Annotated in this window: 15 protein-coding genes; 4 read left to right on the top strand and 11 right to left on the bottom strand. The window is 70.9% G+C overall.

The window, feature by feature from the left end; all coding sequences use genetic code 11:
- Nucleotides 1-576 (bottom strand): MBL fold metallo-hydrolase, encoded by a 576-nt coding sequence (locus QRX50_RS30095; RefSeq protein WP_285966490.1) that lies wholly within the window; start codon nucleotides 574-576, stop codon nucleotides 1-3.
- A 146-nt stretch (nucleotides 577-722) separates the two neighbouring features.
- Between QRX50_RS30095 and QRX50_RS30090 the strand changes: the two genes are divergently transcribed.
- Both QRX50_RS30090 and QRX50_RS30085 read left to right on the top strand, forming a co-directional pair.
- Entirely contained in the window at nucleotides 723-1,610 is an 888-nt protein-coding gene (locus QRX50_RS30090) for a peptidylprolyl isomerase (RefSeq protein WP_285966489.1), read from the top strand.
- Nucleotides 1,611-1,799, top strand: coding sequence for an aminotransferase class IV (locus QRX50_RS30085; RefSeq protein WP_285966488.1), 189 nt, complete (start codon nucleotides 1,611-1,613; stop codon nucleotides 1,797-1,799).
- Between the two features lie 442 nt (nucleotides 1,800-2,241).
- Here the strand turns inward: QRX50_RS30085 and QRX50_RS30080 are convergent, their stop codons facing one another.
- A complete protein-coding gene (locus tag QRX50_RS30080; RefSeq protein ID WP_285966487.1) occupies nucleotides 2,242-3,021 on the bottom strand; it encodes an enoyl-CoA hydratase/isomerase family protein in 780 nt (259 codons plus the stop codon).
- A 73-nt stretch (nucleotides 3,022-3,094) separates the two neighbouring features.
- On the opposite strand from QRX50_RS30080, the gene QRX50_RS30075 reads away from it, so the two are divergent.
- Entirely contained in the window at nucleotides 3,095-3,958 is an 864-nt protein-coding gene (locus QRX50_RS30075; protein WP_285966486.1) for an alpha/beta fold hydrolase, read from the top strand.
- Here the strand turns inward: QRX50_RS30075 and QRX50_RS30070 are convergent.
- The 8 genes from QRX50_RS30070 to ruvC all read right to left on the bottom strand — a co-directional run bounded on the left by QRX50_RS30070 (nucleotide 3,934) and on the right by ruvC (nucleotide 13,122).
- Nucleotides 3,934-6,297, bottom strand: coding sequence for a RelA/SpoT family protein (locus QRX50_RS30070; RefSeq protein WP_285966485.1), 2,364 nt, complete (start codon nucleotides 6,295-6,297; stop codon nucleotides 3,934-3,936). The two genes, QRX50_RS30075 and QRX50_RS30070, sit on opposite strands and share 25 nt — an antisense overlap.
- 178 nt (nucleotides 6,298-6,475) lie before the next feature.
- Nucleotides 6,476-6,994 carry an adenine phosphoribosyltransferase gene (locus tag QRX50_RS30065; protein WP_285966484.1) on the bottom strand — a complete coding sequence of 173 codons (519 nt, stop codon included), beginning with the start codon at nucleotides 6,992-6,994 and terminating at the stop codon, nucleotides 6,476-6,478.
- Between the two features lie 5 nt (nucleotides 6,995-6,999).
- Nucleotides 7,000-8,253 (bottom strand): protein translocase subunit SecF, encoded by a 1,254-nt coding sequence (secF, locus tag QRX50_RS30060; protein WP_285966483.1) that lies wholly within the window; start codon nucleotides 8,251-8,253, stop codon nucleotides 7,000-7,002.
- Nucleotide 8,254: 1 nt separating this feature from the next.
- Nucleotides 8,255-10,018, bottom strand: a complete 1,764-nt coding sequence (gene secD / locus QRX50_RS30055; protein WP_285966482.1) for a protein translocase subunit SecD — start codon at nucleotides 10,016-10,018, stop codon at nucleotides 8,255-8,257.
- A 205-nt stretch (nucleotides 10,019-10,223) separates the two neighbouring features.
- Nucleotides 10,224-10,646, bottom strand: a complete 423-nt coding sequence (yajC, locus tag QRX50_RS30050; RefSeq protein WP_285966481.1) for a preprotein translocase subunit YajC — start codon at nucleotides 10,644-10,646, stop codon at nucleotides 10,224-10,226.
- A 155-nt stretch (nucleotides 10,647-10,801) separates the two neighbouring features.
- Complete coding sequence (gene ruvB / locus QRX50_RS30045) at nucleotides 10,802-11,884, bottom strand: Holliday junction branch migration DNA helicase RuvB (RefSeq protein WP_285966480.1); 1,083 nt, start codon at nucleotides 11,882-11,884, stop codon at nucleotides 10,802-10,804.
- A 3-nt stretch (nucleotides 11,885-11,887) separates the two neighbouring features.
- The gene (gene ruvA / locus QRX50_RS30040; RefSeq protein WP_285966479.1) at nucleotides 11,888-12,484 is read right to left on the bottom strand and encodes a Holliday junction branch migration protein RuvA; all 597 of its coding nucleotides are present in this window, start codon (nucleotides 12,482-12,484) and stop codon (nucleotides 11,888-11,890) included.
- Nucleotides 12,481-13,122 (bottom strand): crossover junction endodeoxyribonuclease RuvC, encoded by a 642-nt coding sequence (gene ruvC, locus QRX50_RS30035; RefSeq protein ID WP_285966478.1) that lies wholly within the window; start codon nucleotides 13,120-13,122, stop codon nucleotides 12,481-12,483. The genes ruvA and ruvC overlap by 4 nt, the downstream gene beginning before the upstream one ends.
- A gap of 74 nt (nucleotides 13,123-13,196) precedes the next feature.
- Here ruvC and QRX50_RS30030 point away from each other — a divergent pair, with 74 nt between their 5' ends.
- Nucleotides 13,197-13,643 carry a cupin domain-containing protein gene (locus QRX50_RS30030; RefSeq protein WP_285966477.1) on the top strand — a complete coding sequence of 149 codons (447 nt, stop codon included), beginning with the start codon at nucleotides 13,197-13,199 and terminating at the stop codon, nucleotides 13,641-13,643.
- 14 nt (nucleotides 13,644-13,657) lie between these two features.
- On the opposite strand, the gene QRX50_RS30025 is transcribed toward QRX50_RS30030, so the two are convergent.
- Nucleotides 13,658-14,179 (bottom strand): DUF4262 domain-containing protein, encoded by a 522-nt coding sequence (locus tag QRX50_RS30025; protein WP_285966476.1) that lies wholly within the window; start codon nucleotides 14,177-14,179, stop codon nucleotides 13,658-13,660.
- Between the last annotated feature and the right edge of the window lie 87 nt (nucleotides 14,180-14,266).

Genomic DNA, 14,266 nt, shown 5'->3' with positions numbered 1-14,266 from the left:
TCACGCCTCCGCCGCCGTGAGCGCGGGGTTGGTCGCGCGTTCGCGCCCGATGGTCGTGGCGGGCCCGTGGCCCGGCAGCACGACAGTGTCGTCGGGCAGGGTCAGCAGCTTCGTGCGCAACGATCTCTCCAGTTCGGCGCCGGAGCCGTCGGAGCGCCCGATCGACCCGGCGAACAACGTGTCCCCCGTGAGCACCAGCCTGCCACCTTCGCTCGCGTTCACGGCGAAGGCGACCGAGCCCGGCGTGTGGCCGGGCAGGGCCACGACATCGAGCGCCAGACCCGCCAGTTCGAGCGGGCCTTCGGCCAGTGGCACCGCCGGTCCCGCGAACCATTCGCGGTCGGCCGGGTGCAGGTGCAGCGGGAGGTCGTGGCCGGCCGCGCCGGCGACGTGGTCGGGGTGACCGTGGGTGGCGAGCAGCGCGACCGGTGTCAGCCCGTGCTCGGCCAGCGCGGCCGCGAGCGGCTCCGCGGACTCCTGCCCGGGGTCGACCACCACGCACTCGCCACCGGGTGCCGGGGCGAGCAGGTAGCAGTTCGCACGCAGCGGCCCGGCGGCGAACCCGACGACGAGCACCAAACCCCTCCTGTCCCGACGTCGGCGAAGCGGCGCCGATCACGATCGGATCGAGACTAGCGGCCCCTGTACACAGTCCTCACAGGCTGTGCCCATACACTGCCGCTACCTCAGACGTGTGACATCGAGCCTGAACTGGAGGGCGGGTGGCGACCAACCAGCAGCGCCGTGAAGCCGCTAAGCGGAAACTCGAGCGGCAGATCGAGCGTCGGCGGGACCGGGCCAAGCGACGCAAGATCGTGGGCGCTGGAGTGGTCGGCGGTGTTGTCCTCATCGTGGCCGGGGTAGTCGTGTGGGTCGTGAACAGCGGCGGTGGCGACGACACCACCGCGGCCGCCACCCCGCCGCCGTCGAGCTCGGCCCCGCCGGTGCCGACTGTCGGCCAGATCCCGACGCAGCGCACCGCGCTGCCGACGCGGCCGAAGGCCCTGCCGAACCCGACCACGTGCGCGTACCCGGCCGACACGCAGAGCGCGCCGCCGCCGAAGAAGACCACCGCGCCGGACGGCAAGAGCGTGTCCTCGCAGGGCAAGGTCGACATCACGATGAAGACCACCGTCGGCGACATCCCGATCACGCTCGACCGCGCGCTCGCACCGTGCACCGTCGAAGCCTTCGTGAGCCTGGCGAAGCAGGGCTTCTACACCGACACGATCTGCCACCGCCTCGGCGTCACCGACCTGCAGATGCTGCAGTGCGGCGACCCGAACGCCAAGGGCGACGTGACGACCGACGGCACCGGCGGCCCCGGCTTCACCATCCCGGACGAGTTCATCGACGGCGAGAAGTACGGCCGCGGCATCCTCGCCATGGCCAACACGGGCCGGCCGAACTCGGGCGGCAGCCAGTTCTTCATGGTCTACGGCACCGCCGAGCTACCCCCGAACTACACCATCTTCGGCAGCATCTCCGACGACGGCCTCAAGGTCCTCGACGCGATCGCCAAGACGGGCATCGGCACCGTCGGCCAGGACGGCGCGACCGGTGAGCCGAAGAAGCAGGTCAAGTTCACGGCCGTGAACGTCGCGGCCTGAGTGTCTTTCCCGAGCGAGCTGAACGGCGCCGAACCCGGCGCCGTTCAGCTCGCTCGCGTTCTGGGCGGCTACAGCCACTTCACCGCGATGCAGGTCCGCGACGGCCGGGTCCGCGGCCTCGACCTGCACCTCACGCGGCTGGCCTCGAGCACCCGGCTGCTGTTCGGCAGCGAACTCGACCTCGATTGAGTCCGTGGCTACGTCCGCAAGCTCGTGGCCGGACAGGGCGCACTGTCCGTGCGCGTGCTCGTCTCTTCCCGCTCCAGTGAAGAAGCTACCGTCATGGAGCCCGAAATCCTCGTGCGCACCGGCCCCCCGCACGAACACGTCGCCGACCCGATCCGGTTGAGGTCGGTATCGACCACAGTGGACACCTCAGGGAAGCGTTCGTCCAGAACCTCGGGTTCCTCGAAGACGACATAGTGGTGTGGCCCCAAAGCAGCGGTTATTCCAGGCATCACCTGCCTGCTGCCAAAGGAACGACAGGCCGCCGCCTTGATCGCGCGAAGGTGACCTCGGCCGGCCCGTCGCGTCCGTCGATGATGTGGTGCTGCGCAACGATCCGGTGGCCGCGCGGCTGCTCACCGAGGCGTACGAAAGCGCGCCCTGGGACGAGATCTGAGCCGCGCCCTCAGCGGTGCGTGAACTTCGGCGGTCGGCGGTTCAGGAACGCGTCGACGCCCTCCGCGTAGTCCTCGCCGTGCAGCGCGGTGAGGCGGATGGCATCCACTTCGTCGTCTGGCGTCCGCTGTCCTGCAACGATCTTCTCGATGATGCGGTTCATGCCGCGGATCGAGGCCTGCGAGCGAGAGCACAGGGTGTCCACGAAGGCCGCGGTGGCCGCGGTGAGGCCTTCGGCGGCGTGGAGGTCGTTGACGAGGCCGATCTCGCGCGCGCGGACGGCGTCGATGAGCTCGCCGGACAGCAGGAGGTACTTGGCGTTCGCGGGGCCGACGAGGGAGACCAGCAGGCGGGTCGAGTCGAAGTGGAAGACGATGCCGAGCTTGGCGGGCGTGATGCCGAAGCGCGCGTCTTCCGAGGCGAAGCGGAAGTCGCACGCTACTGAAAGCTGGCAGCCGCCGCCGATGCAGTTGCCCTGGATCATGGCGACGGACGGTTTGCGCATCGAGGTCAGGGCGGCCACGGCGCCGTCGACGGCTTTGTCGTAGGTGGCCGCACCGTCGGCGGTGGAGCGCAGGTCGCGGAACTCGCTGATGTCGGCGCCGGCCGAGAAGTGCTTGCCCGCGCCCGTGAGCACGAGGACCTTGAGCGCCGGGTCGGCCTCGACCTCGGCCACGACGTCCGGAATCGCCGACCACATCCCGTAGGTGATGGCGTTCATCTTCTCCGGCCGGGCGAACGTCAACCGCGCGACTTCGCCGTCGCGCGTGAACTCGAATCCGTCGGTCATGCCAGCACCTTAACGGGATCGCCCTGAGCGAAACCCGCGTCTGTGACCAGCTCCCCGCGTTAGCGTGGCTCCCATGGGGATGATCGAGGTCGACGGCGTGCGCTTCGGCTACGACGAGGCCGGCGAAGGCTCAGCCGTGGTGCTCCTGCACGCCGGGCTCGCCGACCGGCGCATGTGGGACCACCAGTTCGCGGCGCTGGCGCAACACCACCGCGTGATCCGCTACGACCGCCGCGGCCACGGCGACTCGCACGCGGCCGAGGGCACCGTCTCCCACCACCGCGACCTGCTCGCGCTCATGTCCGCGCTCGGCGTCGACCGGGCCGCGCTCGCCGGCTCGTCGATGGGCGGCGCCTACGCACTCGACGCCGCGCTGACCGCGCCCGAGCGCGTCACCCGGGTCGCGCTCGTCGGCGCCGGGCTGTCCGGGCACGAGTGGCCCGAGCCGATGGCGTCGGACAGCCGCGAAGCCATGCTCGCCGCGGTGCCGCTCGAAAAGCTCGAGCGCTACCTCGACCACACCGCCGAACGCGTCGACGAGGCGGACGTCCGGGCGATCGCCGACGCCAACGTCCGTTACCTCGTCGTCGGTCCACATCGGACACCCGACGAGGTCGACCAGGACTTCTACGCCCGCGCCCTCGAAATGTGCGAGAACGTGTACCGCCGGGCGTGGACTGATCCGAAGTGGACGGAGGACGTCCCCGACACCCGCCACCGCCTCGCCGAGATCACCGCACCCACCCTGGTGATCATCGGCCTCGAAGACGGCTCAGGCCTGCTGAAGCTGGCTGACAGGTTCGAGCACGAAATCCCCGGTGCGACCCGGCTCGACCTGCCCGACACGGGGCACCTGCCCCCGATGGAGCGCCCCGCCGAAGTGACCGAGGCGCTCCGCTCGTGGCTCGCGGATCAGGAAGCCGACGTGACCCGGTAGACGTCGTACACACCCTCGACGCCCCGCACCACCTTCAGCACGTGACCGAGGTGCTTCGGGTCGCCCATCTCGAACGAGAACCGGCTCACGGCCACGCGGTCGCGCGAGGTCGTGACCGACGCCGAGAGGATGTTGACCTTCTCGTCGGCCAGGACCTTGGTGACGTCGGACAGCAGCCGGTGCCGGTCGAGCGCCTCGACCTGGATGGCCACCAGGAACACCGAAGAGGACGACGGCGCCCACTCCACCTCGACCAGCCGCTCGGGCTGCGTGCGCAGGTCATCGGCGTTGGTGCAGTCCGTGCGGTGCACGCTCACGCCGCCGCCGCGCGTGACGAACCCGAGGATCTCGTCACCCGGCACCGGGGTGCAGCAACGGGCGAGCTTGGCCCACACGTCGCTGGCGCCCTTCACGATCACGCCGACGTCGTTGGACCCGCGCCGCCGCGTGACGGTGGACGGCGTGGCCCGCTCAGCGAGCTCCTCCTCCGCCTCGTCGACGCCGCCGATGAGCGCGACCAGCCGCTGCACCACGTGCTTCGCGCTGGTGTGGCCCTCCCCCACGGCCGCGTACAGCGAGGAGATGTCGCCGTGGCGCAGCTCCTTGGCGACCGAGCCCATGGACTCCGCCGAGACGAGCCGCTGGATGGGCAGCCCGACCTTGCGGATCTCCTTGGTGATCGCCTCCTTGCCCGCGTCGATCGCCTCGTCGCGGCGCTCCTTCGCGAACCACTGGCGGATCTTCGCGCGCGCCTTCGGCGACCCGGCGAACTGCAGCCAGTCGCGGCTCGGGCCCGCGTTCTCCGCCTTCGAGGTGAAGATCTCGACGTTCTCGCCGTTCTCCAGCTTGCGCTCGAGAGCCACGAGACGCCCGTTCACGCGGGCGCCGATGCAGCGGTGACCCACCTCGGTGTGCACGGCGTAGGCGAAGTCGACCGGCGTCGAATCCGCCGGCAGCGTGATCACGTCGCCCTTCGGCGTGAACACGAAGATCTCGCGCGCGGCCAGCTCGTAGCGCAGCGATTCGAGGAAGTCACCCGGATCGGCGGCCTCGCGCTGCCAGTCGAGCAGCTGGCGCATCCACGCGATCTCGTCGACGTCCACCGAGTTGCCGCTGTGGGTGCCCTTGGTTTCCTTGTAGCGCCAGTGCGCGGCGATGCCGTACTCGGCGGTGCGGTGCATCTCGTAAGTGCGGATCTGCACCTCGAGCGGCTTGCCGTCCGGCCCGATCACGGTGGTGTGCAGCGACTGGTACACGCCGAAGCGCGGCTGGGCGATGTAGTCCTTGAACCGGCCGGGCACGGGCTGCCACAGCGCGTGGACGACACCCATGGCGGCGTAGCAGTCGCGCACGTCCTCCACGAGGATCCGTACGCCCACCAGGTCGTGGATGTCGTCGAGGTCGCGCCCGCGCACGATCATCTTCTGGTGGATCGAGTAGTAGTGCTTCGGCCGGCCCTCGACCTTCGCGGTGATCCGCGACGACACGAGGTTGCTCGTGAGGTCGGCGATCACCTTGCGCAGGTAGGTATCGCGCGAAGGCGCGCGGTCGGCGACCAGGCGCACGATCTCGTCGTACTTCTTCGGCTGCAGGATCGCGAACGCGAGGTCTTCGAGCTCCCACTTCACCGTCGCCATGCCCAGGCGGTGGGCCAGCGGGGCGAGCACCTCCAGGGTCTCGCGGGCCTTGCGGGCCTGCTTCTCGGGCGGGAGGAAGCGCATGGTGCGCATGTTGTGCAGCCGGTCGGCCAGCTTGATGACCAGCACCCGCGGGTCCTTCGCCATGGCGATGACCATCTTGCGGATCGTCTCGGCCTCGGCCGACATGCCGAGCTTGACCTTGTCCAGCTTGGTGACGCCGTCGACGAGCTCACCGACCTTGTCGCCGAAGTCGGCCTTCAGCTGGTCGAGTGAGAAGCCCGTGTCCTCCACGGTGTCGTGCAGCAGCGCCGCGACGAGCGTGGTGGTGTCCATGCCCAGCTCGGCCAGGATCGTGGCCACGGCGAGCGGGTGCGTGATGTACGGGTCGCCGGACTTGCGCCGCTGGTCGCGGTGCAGCTCCTCGGCGACGTCGTAGGCGCGCTGCAGCAGCGCGAGGTCCGCGTTGGGGTGCAGCTCGCGGTGGATCACGGCGAGCGGCTCGAGCACCTGCTTCACGGGCGCGGCGCGCTGGGCCGTGATGCGGCGGGCCAGACGGGCTCGCACCCGGCGGGTCGCCGACGGATTGGGCGCGGCCCCGTTCGCCTTCGGCGGCGGCACCGACTGCGCACCGCGCGCACCGGAGCCATCCTTCGCGGGCACCGGCTTGGCGGGCACCGCGGCGTCGAGCTCTTGGCTCACCCGCACCTCCTGCTGCTCGTGCGGCCTTCGAACCCTCAGGGTAGCCGTTCGGCCGCGTGGCCTCGCCGCCTACGCCCGATCGGCAGACGGCGCGCCGCCGAGCACCGGCGGAGCCACACTCTTTTCAACGCCGCGCCGGCGCCCCGGCTTCCCGGCCGTTCGCGCTGGTGACGCGGGGTCAGACGACCTGCAGCGCCTCGATCCGGCGGCCCGCCAGCACACCACGACCGCCCAGCGCCGCGAGCTCCAGCACCACCGACACGCCGTCGACCACGGCGCCGGCGCCTTCGAGCAGCTTGGCCGTCGCGGCGACCGTGCCACCGGTGGCGAGGACGTCGTCGATCACGCCGACACGCTGGCCGGGGTGCACGACGCCCGCCGGCAGCTCCACGCCCGCCGTGCCGTACTCGAGCGCGTAGTCGACCCGGCCCGCCACCGACGGAAGCTTGCCGGGCTTGCGAATGAGCACCACGCCGAGGCCGCGGGCGTACCCGACGGCCGCGGCGAGGAGGAACCCGCGGGCCTCGACGCCGGCCAGCAGCTCAACCCCGGGGCTGAGCGTGCCGGCCAGTGCGTCGACGACCGTGGCGAACCCGGGGCCGTCCGCGAAGAGCGGGCTCAGGTCGCGGAACAGCACGCCGGGCTCGGGAAAGTCCGGCACCTCGGCGATCAGGCCGAGGGCCTTCTCCAGCTCCATCCGGCTCAGCGCTTCCGCTTCGCCGACGACACGCCGCCACCGGCGCGGCGCGGCTTGTTCTGCGGGCGCGCCTTCGGGGTGCGGGCCGGGACGCCGGCCGCCGCGGCCATCGCCTTCTCCTTGCGGAGCTCGGCGGCCAGGGCGGCGTCGTCCGTCGCGTCGAAGTCCTCGCCCTCGGCCTCGCGAGCGGCGGCCTTGGCCCGGCGGGCCGCGACGCGCTGCGCCTGCTGCTGGTACTTCGGCTCACGCATCTTGAAGTCCACCAGCAGCGGCGTCGCGAGCGCGACCGACGACAGCACGCCGACCAGGGTGCCCGTGAGCTGCACGAGCGCCAGGTCCTGCAGCGTGCCCGAGCCGAGCAGGATGTAGCCGACGACGAGCAAGCCCAGGATCGGCAGCAGAGCGATGAACGCGGTGTTGAAAGACCGCATCAGCGTCTGGTTCAGCGCCAGGTTGGCCGCCTCGGCGTACGTGCGGCGGGTGAGGCCGAGCAGGCCGCGCGTGTTCTCGCGGACCTTGTCGAACACCACCACCGTGTCGTACAGCGAGAACCCGAGGATCGTCAGCAGGCCGATCACCGTCGCCGGCGTGACCTCGAAGCCGACCAGCGAGTAGACGCCCGCCGTGACCACGATGTCGTGGATCAGCGAGATCAGCGCCGCCGCGGCCATCCGCGTATCGAAGTAGATCGCCAGGAAGATCACCACGGCGACGAGGAAGACCGCGAGCGCGATCAGCGCCTGCCTCGAGATCTCCCCGCCCCACGACGCGCTCACCGCACTGTCGCTGATGGCCTGCGCGCTCGGCTGGCCGTTGGTGCCCTCCGGCGCCAGGTCGGTGAAAAGCTGCTGCTTCACCTTCGTGACCTGGTCGACCGGCAGTGCTTCGGAGCGGATCTGGATCGTCTTCGCGTTGCCGGTGCCGACGCTCTGGGTCTCCGACGGCTGCTTGCCCAGCGCCTTGGTGAACGACTCGGTCACCTGCGAAGTGGTGATCTCGCCGTGCGCACCGCGGGCGGGCAGCTGGATCTGCGTGCCGCCCTCGAACTCGATGCCGAAGTTGAAGCTGCGGATGAACATCGAGCCGATGCAGATGAGCACCAGCGCTGCGAAGAAGATGTACCAGCGCTTGCGCGCGCCGACGATGTCGAACGCGCCCGTGCCGACGTAGAGCCGGTGGAAGACGCTTTCCTTCTTGCCGGACGGGGTGGCCTTTCCGGCGCCCGCCTCGGCGTCCGTGCCCAGGTCTTCGACGCCCACGTCAGGCCTCCTTCACGTTCGTGCGGCCGACGGCGGGGCGGGCGGACTTGCGCTCCGAGGCCAGGCGCTGGACGGCACCGAGGCCGAGGTTGCGGGGGTTGGACAGGAACGCCGACTTCGACGTGGACACCATCGCCACCAGCGGGTGCGTGACGAGGTAGACCACCACGAGGTCGAGCACCGTCGACATGCCGAGGGTGAACGCGAAGCCCTGCACGTCGCCGACCGCGATCACGTACAGGATCGCCGCGGCCAGGAAGCTGACCGCGTCGGATGCCAGGATCGTGCGCCGGGCACGGGCCCAGCCGCGCGGCACCGCGGAGCGGAACGTGCGCCCTTCCCGGATCTCGTCCTTGAGCCGTTCGAAGTAGATGACGAACGAGTCGGCCGTGATACCGATGGCGATGATCAGGCCGGCGATGCCGGCGAGGTCGAGCGTGTACCCGATCCACCGGCCGAGCAGCACCAGCACCGCGTAGATCAGCAGGCCGGACAGCGCCAGCGACAGGATCGTGAGGATGCCGAGCAGGCGGTAGTAGATCAGGCAGTAGATGAAGACCACGATCAGGCCGATCGCGCCGGCCAGCAGGCCCGCCTGCAGCGAGGCGGAACCGAGCGTCGCCGACACGGTGGTGGCGTCGGACGAGTCGAACGACAGCGGCAGCGAGCCGTACTTCAGGACGTCGGCGAGGTTCTTCGCGTCGGCCTGCGTGAACTGGCCGGTGATCTGCGTGTTGCCGCCGAGGATGGCGCCCTGGATGGTCGGCGCGGACACGACCTGCGTGTCCAGCACGAACGCGGCCTGCTGGTTGACGTTGGCCGCGGTGAAGTCACCCCAGGTCTTGCTGCCGGAGCCGTTGAACGTCAGGTCGACAACCCATTGGCCACGCTGCTGGTCGTAGCCCGAGGTAGCCGAGGAGATCTCGGTGCCGGGCAGGAACTGCGGGCCGAGCACGTACTTCGTCGCGTCCTTGTCGCCACAGGCGACCAGCGGCTTGTCCGAAAGGTCGTTGCCCTCGAGCGGGTCGGCGACATTCGGCGCGCAGGTGAGCGACGCCAGGGCGGCCTGCTGCGCGGCCTGCGCCTTCGCCTGGTCGTCCGAGGCCAGGTCCGGGTTCTGCCGGATCGCCTGCGCCTGCTGGATCGGCGTCTGCGCCTGGCCGCCGGCCGGCGGCGTGTTGGAGGCCGGCGGGGCCGACGGCGTGGTGCTCGGCGGCTGCTGGGCCGGCGCACCGGCCGCGCCACCGCCGCCGTTCGGCGTGCCCGACGGCGCGCCCGTGGCGGACGGCGGAGCCGAGGGCGCACCGGAAGACGGCGGTGTGGAGGGGGTGCCCGAAGCCGGCGGGGCGGCCGGGTTGCCCGAGGCGGGCGGGGCGACCGGGGCGTTCGGCTGCGAGGTGATCACCTTGCGGAAGCCGAGCTTCGCGGTCTGGCCGAGGGACTTCGCCTGGTCACCCTGCGCGCCCGGGACCGTGATGACAACGTTGTTTCCGTCGAGCACGACCTCCGTGCCGGCGACACCGATGCCGTTCACGCGGGTTTCGATGATCTGGCGCGCCTGGTTCAGCGAGTCTCGCGTGGGCTGGCCGCCGTCGGGCGTCCGCGCGGTGAGCGTGACCCGGGTGCCGCCCTGCAGGTCGATGCCGAGCTTCGGCGTGGGCTTGCCGCCGCCGGTGAAGAACACCAGGGCGTAGAGCACGACCACGATCAGGGCAAAGAAGGCGAGATAGCGTCCCGGGCGGAGATGCCCGGCCGATGGTGCCACGGTGCTTCGGTCTCCTCGGACTGGGTGGACCCCAACTGGTTCGGTGAGCGAGCCGGGACGGTGCTCCCGGCGCGCTGCTGGGCATGACTATGGCGGCGGACACGCACGCAGCACCGAGACAGTACTCGGTGCTGCGTGAGCCCTGCGTTCGCCCGTACCGACTTTCGTCGGCTACGCGCGTGTCACTGCCCGGGGAAGAAGCAGGTCACTTCTTACCGTGCTCCAGCGGGGGCGCGATCTGCGCACCGGACTTCTCGCCCTCGTCCTCGATGGACTCCTGGGCGGGCGCCTCGGCGCTGGTCGAGGCGACGCCGCCGACGGTGTCGTCGGAGTCCGCTTCCACCTCGGTCTCGTCGGTCTCGACGGCCGGCTGCACCTTCTCGCGGACCGCGATGCGCAGCCACGTGGTGACGACGCCCGGGGCGATCTCGATGTCGATCGTGTCGTCGCCGGAAGCGTCGGCGACGGTGCCGTAGAGGCCCGAGGTGGTCATCACGCGATCGCCGGGGGCGATGCTCTTCTGCAGGTCCTGCTGGGCTGCCTGCTGCTTCTTCTGCTTGCGGGTACCGAGGACGAGCGGCACGGCCACCACGACCAGCAGCAGCAACGGCAGCAGTAAGTTGTTCATGACTCTCCATTCGACGGACGTCGCGTCGTCGGTGCTTACGTCCGGTTTTGACGGATGTGCTGTCTTCGAGTGTGCCAGGTGCTCGCAAAATCGCCAGCACCCACCGTCCGTTGCGCTCCCGCCGGCCGGTGTCCGACGTCCCCGTCAGCCCTGGTTCAGCTCTGGTCGAACAACGAGGGACCGCCCTGGTCCGACCGCCCTGCTTCAGGTGGCGCCACCAGGCCGAGGTGCTCCCACGCCGCCGCGGTCGCGACCCGGCCACGCGGAGTCCGGGCGAGCATACCCGCGCGGACCAGGTAGGGCTCGCACACCTCTTCCACCGTGGTCGCCTCTTCACCGACGGCGACGGCGAGCGTCGAGATGCCCACCGGTCCCCCGCCGAACGAGCGGGTCAGCGCGGTGAGCACAGCCCGGTCCAGCCGGTCGAGGCCCAGTTCGTCCACGTCGTAGACCTTCAGCGCCGCCCGGACGACGTCCCTGGTCACGTTTCCGTCGGCGCGGACCTCGGCGTAGTCGCGGACGCGGCGCAGCAGGCGGTTCGCGATCCGGGGCGTGCCGCGCGAGCGGCCGGCGATCTCCGAGCAGCCGTCGCGGTCGATGGGGATGTCGAGGATCGTCGCGGCGCGGCGCACCACGAGTTCCAATTCGGCATCGGAGTAGAACTCCATCTGCCCGGTGAAGCCGAAGCGGTCGCGCAGCGGCCCGGTGAGCGAACCGGAGCGCGTGGTTGCCCCGACCAGCGTGAACGGCGCGATCTCGAGGGGGATGCTGGTCGCGCCGGGACCCTTGCCGACCACGACGTCGACGCGGAAGTCCTCCATCGCGAGGTACAGCATCTCCTCGGCGGGCCGGGCGATGCGGTGGATCTCGTCGATGAACAGCACGTCGCCGGCGGCGAGGTTCGACAGCATCGCGGCCAGGTCGCCGGCGCGTTCCAGCGCCGGACCGGACGTGATGCGGATGGCCGCGCCGAGCTCGGCGGCCACGATCATCGCCATGCTCGTCTTGCCGAGGCCGGGCGGACCGGACAGCAGCACGTGGTCGGGCGGCACGCCGCGGCGGCGGGCGCTCTCCAGCACCAGCTCCAGCTGCTCGCGCACGCGGGGCTGGCCCACGAACTCGTCGAGCTTGCGCGGGCGCAGCGTCGTCTCGACCTCGCGTTCGCCGTTTTGCGAGAGCGCGGAGAGGGTCTCGTCGGAGTCGCCGCTCGTTTCGAACTCCGTCACTTCGTGCTCCACCGGCTACCGCTTGCGCCCGAGGGTGGCCAGCGCCGAGCGCAGCACCGTCGCGGTGGTGTGCCCGTCGCCCTCGGCCAGCACGCGGTCCACCGCCTGCTCGGCCTGCTTGGCCGGGAAACCCAGTCCGGCCAACGCTTCCACCACCTCGGCGCGCAGCGCACCGGGCGCGGACACGGCCGGCACCTCGCCGGTGCCGCCGAGCGCGGTGACCTTGTCGCGCAGCTCGAGGCTGAGCCGCTCGGCGCCCTTGCGGCCGATGCCGGGCACCTGCGTGAGCACGGTGATATTGCCTTCCACGAGCGCGGCGCGCAGCTTGTCGGGCTCCAGCACGGCGAGCGTGGCGAGCGCGAGCCGCGGGCCGATGCCCGACACGGTCTGCAGCAGGCCGAACAGCTCGCGCGCGTCTTCGTCGGCGAACCCGAACAGCGTCAGCGAGTCCTCGCGCACGACCAGCGCGGTGTGCAGCCGCACCTGCTCGCCGCGGCGCAGCGTCGCGAGCGTCGCCGGGGTGGCCTGCACGGCGAAGCCCACGCCGCCGACCTCGACCACGGCGTGGTCCAGGCCGACCGACAGCACTTCACCGCGTACGGAGGAGATCATCGGGGTGCTCCAGTGTCGTCCAGCTTGCTCGGGGTCCGGCGGACCGCCCGCCGCACCGGGGTGCGGGTGGCGGCGCCCGCCTGTTTCGCGGCGGCCGCCAGCTTGGCCTTGTGCGCGCGGGCCAGCTCGGCCGCGCGCGCCTCGGCCTCGGCGAGGCGGACGCGCATCGGCTCGCGCCAGAGGTGGCAGATGGCCAGCGCCAGCGCGTCGGCCGCGTCGGCGGGGTGCGGCTTCACCTCGAGGTTGAGCAGGCGCATCACCATACCGGTGACCTGCGCCTTGTCCGCGCGGCCCGACCCGGTGACCGCGGCCTTGACCTCGCTCGGGGTGTGGAACACGACTGGCAGGCCGCGCCGGGCCGCGGCCAGCGCGACGACGCCGCCCGCCTGCGCGGTGCCCATGGCCGTGCGCACGTTGTGCTGCGCGAACACGCGCTCGACGGCGATCGCCTCGGGCTTGTAGCGGTCCAGCCAGACCTCGACCTCGTCGGCGATGCCGAGCAGCCGGTGGGCCAGATCGTCCTCCGGCGGGGTGCGCACGACGCCGACGGCCACCGCGCGGACGACCCGGCCCTTGCCACCGTCGACCACGCCGAGACCGCACCTGGTCAGACCGGGGTCGACCCCGAGCACCCGCACACCTTCTCCTTCGCCCGCGCGAACATCCGTTCGAGGTGCAGGCTACTGGGCGGGGGCGCGGCAGGATGGTCGCCATGCCGCAGCCGCCGGAATTCATCCGCCACCTGGGTCTGTCGCCGTTGCCCGTCGAAGGCGGGCTCTTCGCGCAGAGCTGGCGTTCCGAAGCCGGGTCCGCGATCTATTACCTGCTGGTGGCGCCGCAGTTCTCGGCGCCGCACCGGCTGGACCGCGTCGAAGTCTTCGCGCACCACGCCGGGGCGCCGGCGCGGATGCTGCTCCTGCACGCGGACGGCACCGTCACGCGGCCGGTGCTGGGCACCGACGTCACCGCGGGCGAACGGCCGCAGGTCGTGGTGCCCGCCGGCACGTGGCAGGCGACGGTACCGCTGGGCGAGTGGTCTTTGCTCGGCACCGTGGTGGTGCCGCCCTACACCGACGACTGCGTGGAGTTCGCCGACGTCGACACGCTCGCCGCGCGGTTTCCGGCCGCGGCAGCGGATCTCAGGGCCTTGCCGCGGTGATCAGGGGCCGGTGATCAGGGGCCGTCGACGCCGGGGGTCCAGCTTTCGGGCACACCGCTTTCGGTGAGCACCGGCTGCCATTCGGCGAAGCCGTCGGGAGCCGTGTCCTGCCAGGGGAAGTGCCCGTCGGCCGTGGCGACGACCACCTGCAGCGCCGGGAAGTCGCCGTCGGGGTAGACGAGGAACGCCGACCCGAAGTACTCCGGGTAGTGGCCCTTGGCGACGCGTTCGAAAACGACGGCGCTGCCCTGGAAGAAGTCGTCGTAGCGCTTGCCGACCTCGAAGATCTCGCCGTTGGCCGCGCGGTCGACGTACGCGTCGAGCAGGATCGGGCCCAGGTCGCCGGGCAGGCCGACGACCACGACCTCGGGCACGTTGTGCAGTGCCCACGCGCAGGCGGTGAAGCAGAAGCCGGCGCCCTGATCGTCCTGCGGCACCGCGATGACCGCGTTGCCCCGTTCCTTCGCCTGGGACTCGATCCAGTCGATCAGGCGCTGCTCTTCGGCGGTGAGGGCTGAGGTCGTCACGGCGGCCATTGTGCCGGAAGCACGCGGCTGAGCCCAGTACCGACGGCCGCGAATTTCCGGCCACAGCAAGGAATCCGACTACGCTCCGCTGATCGA

It is taken from the genome of Amycolatopsis sp. 2-15 (assembly GCF_030285625.1).
In the GTDB taxonomy this organism is placed as follows: domain Bacteria; phylum Actinomycetota; class Actinomycetes; order Mycobacteriales; family Pseudonocardiaceae; genus Amycolatopsis; species Amycolatopsis carbonis.
Note: the sequence above shows the minus strand (reverse complement) of the source record. Positions and strands in the feature narration are given on the sequence as shown.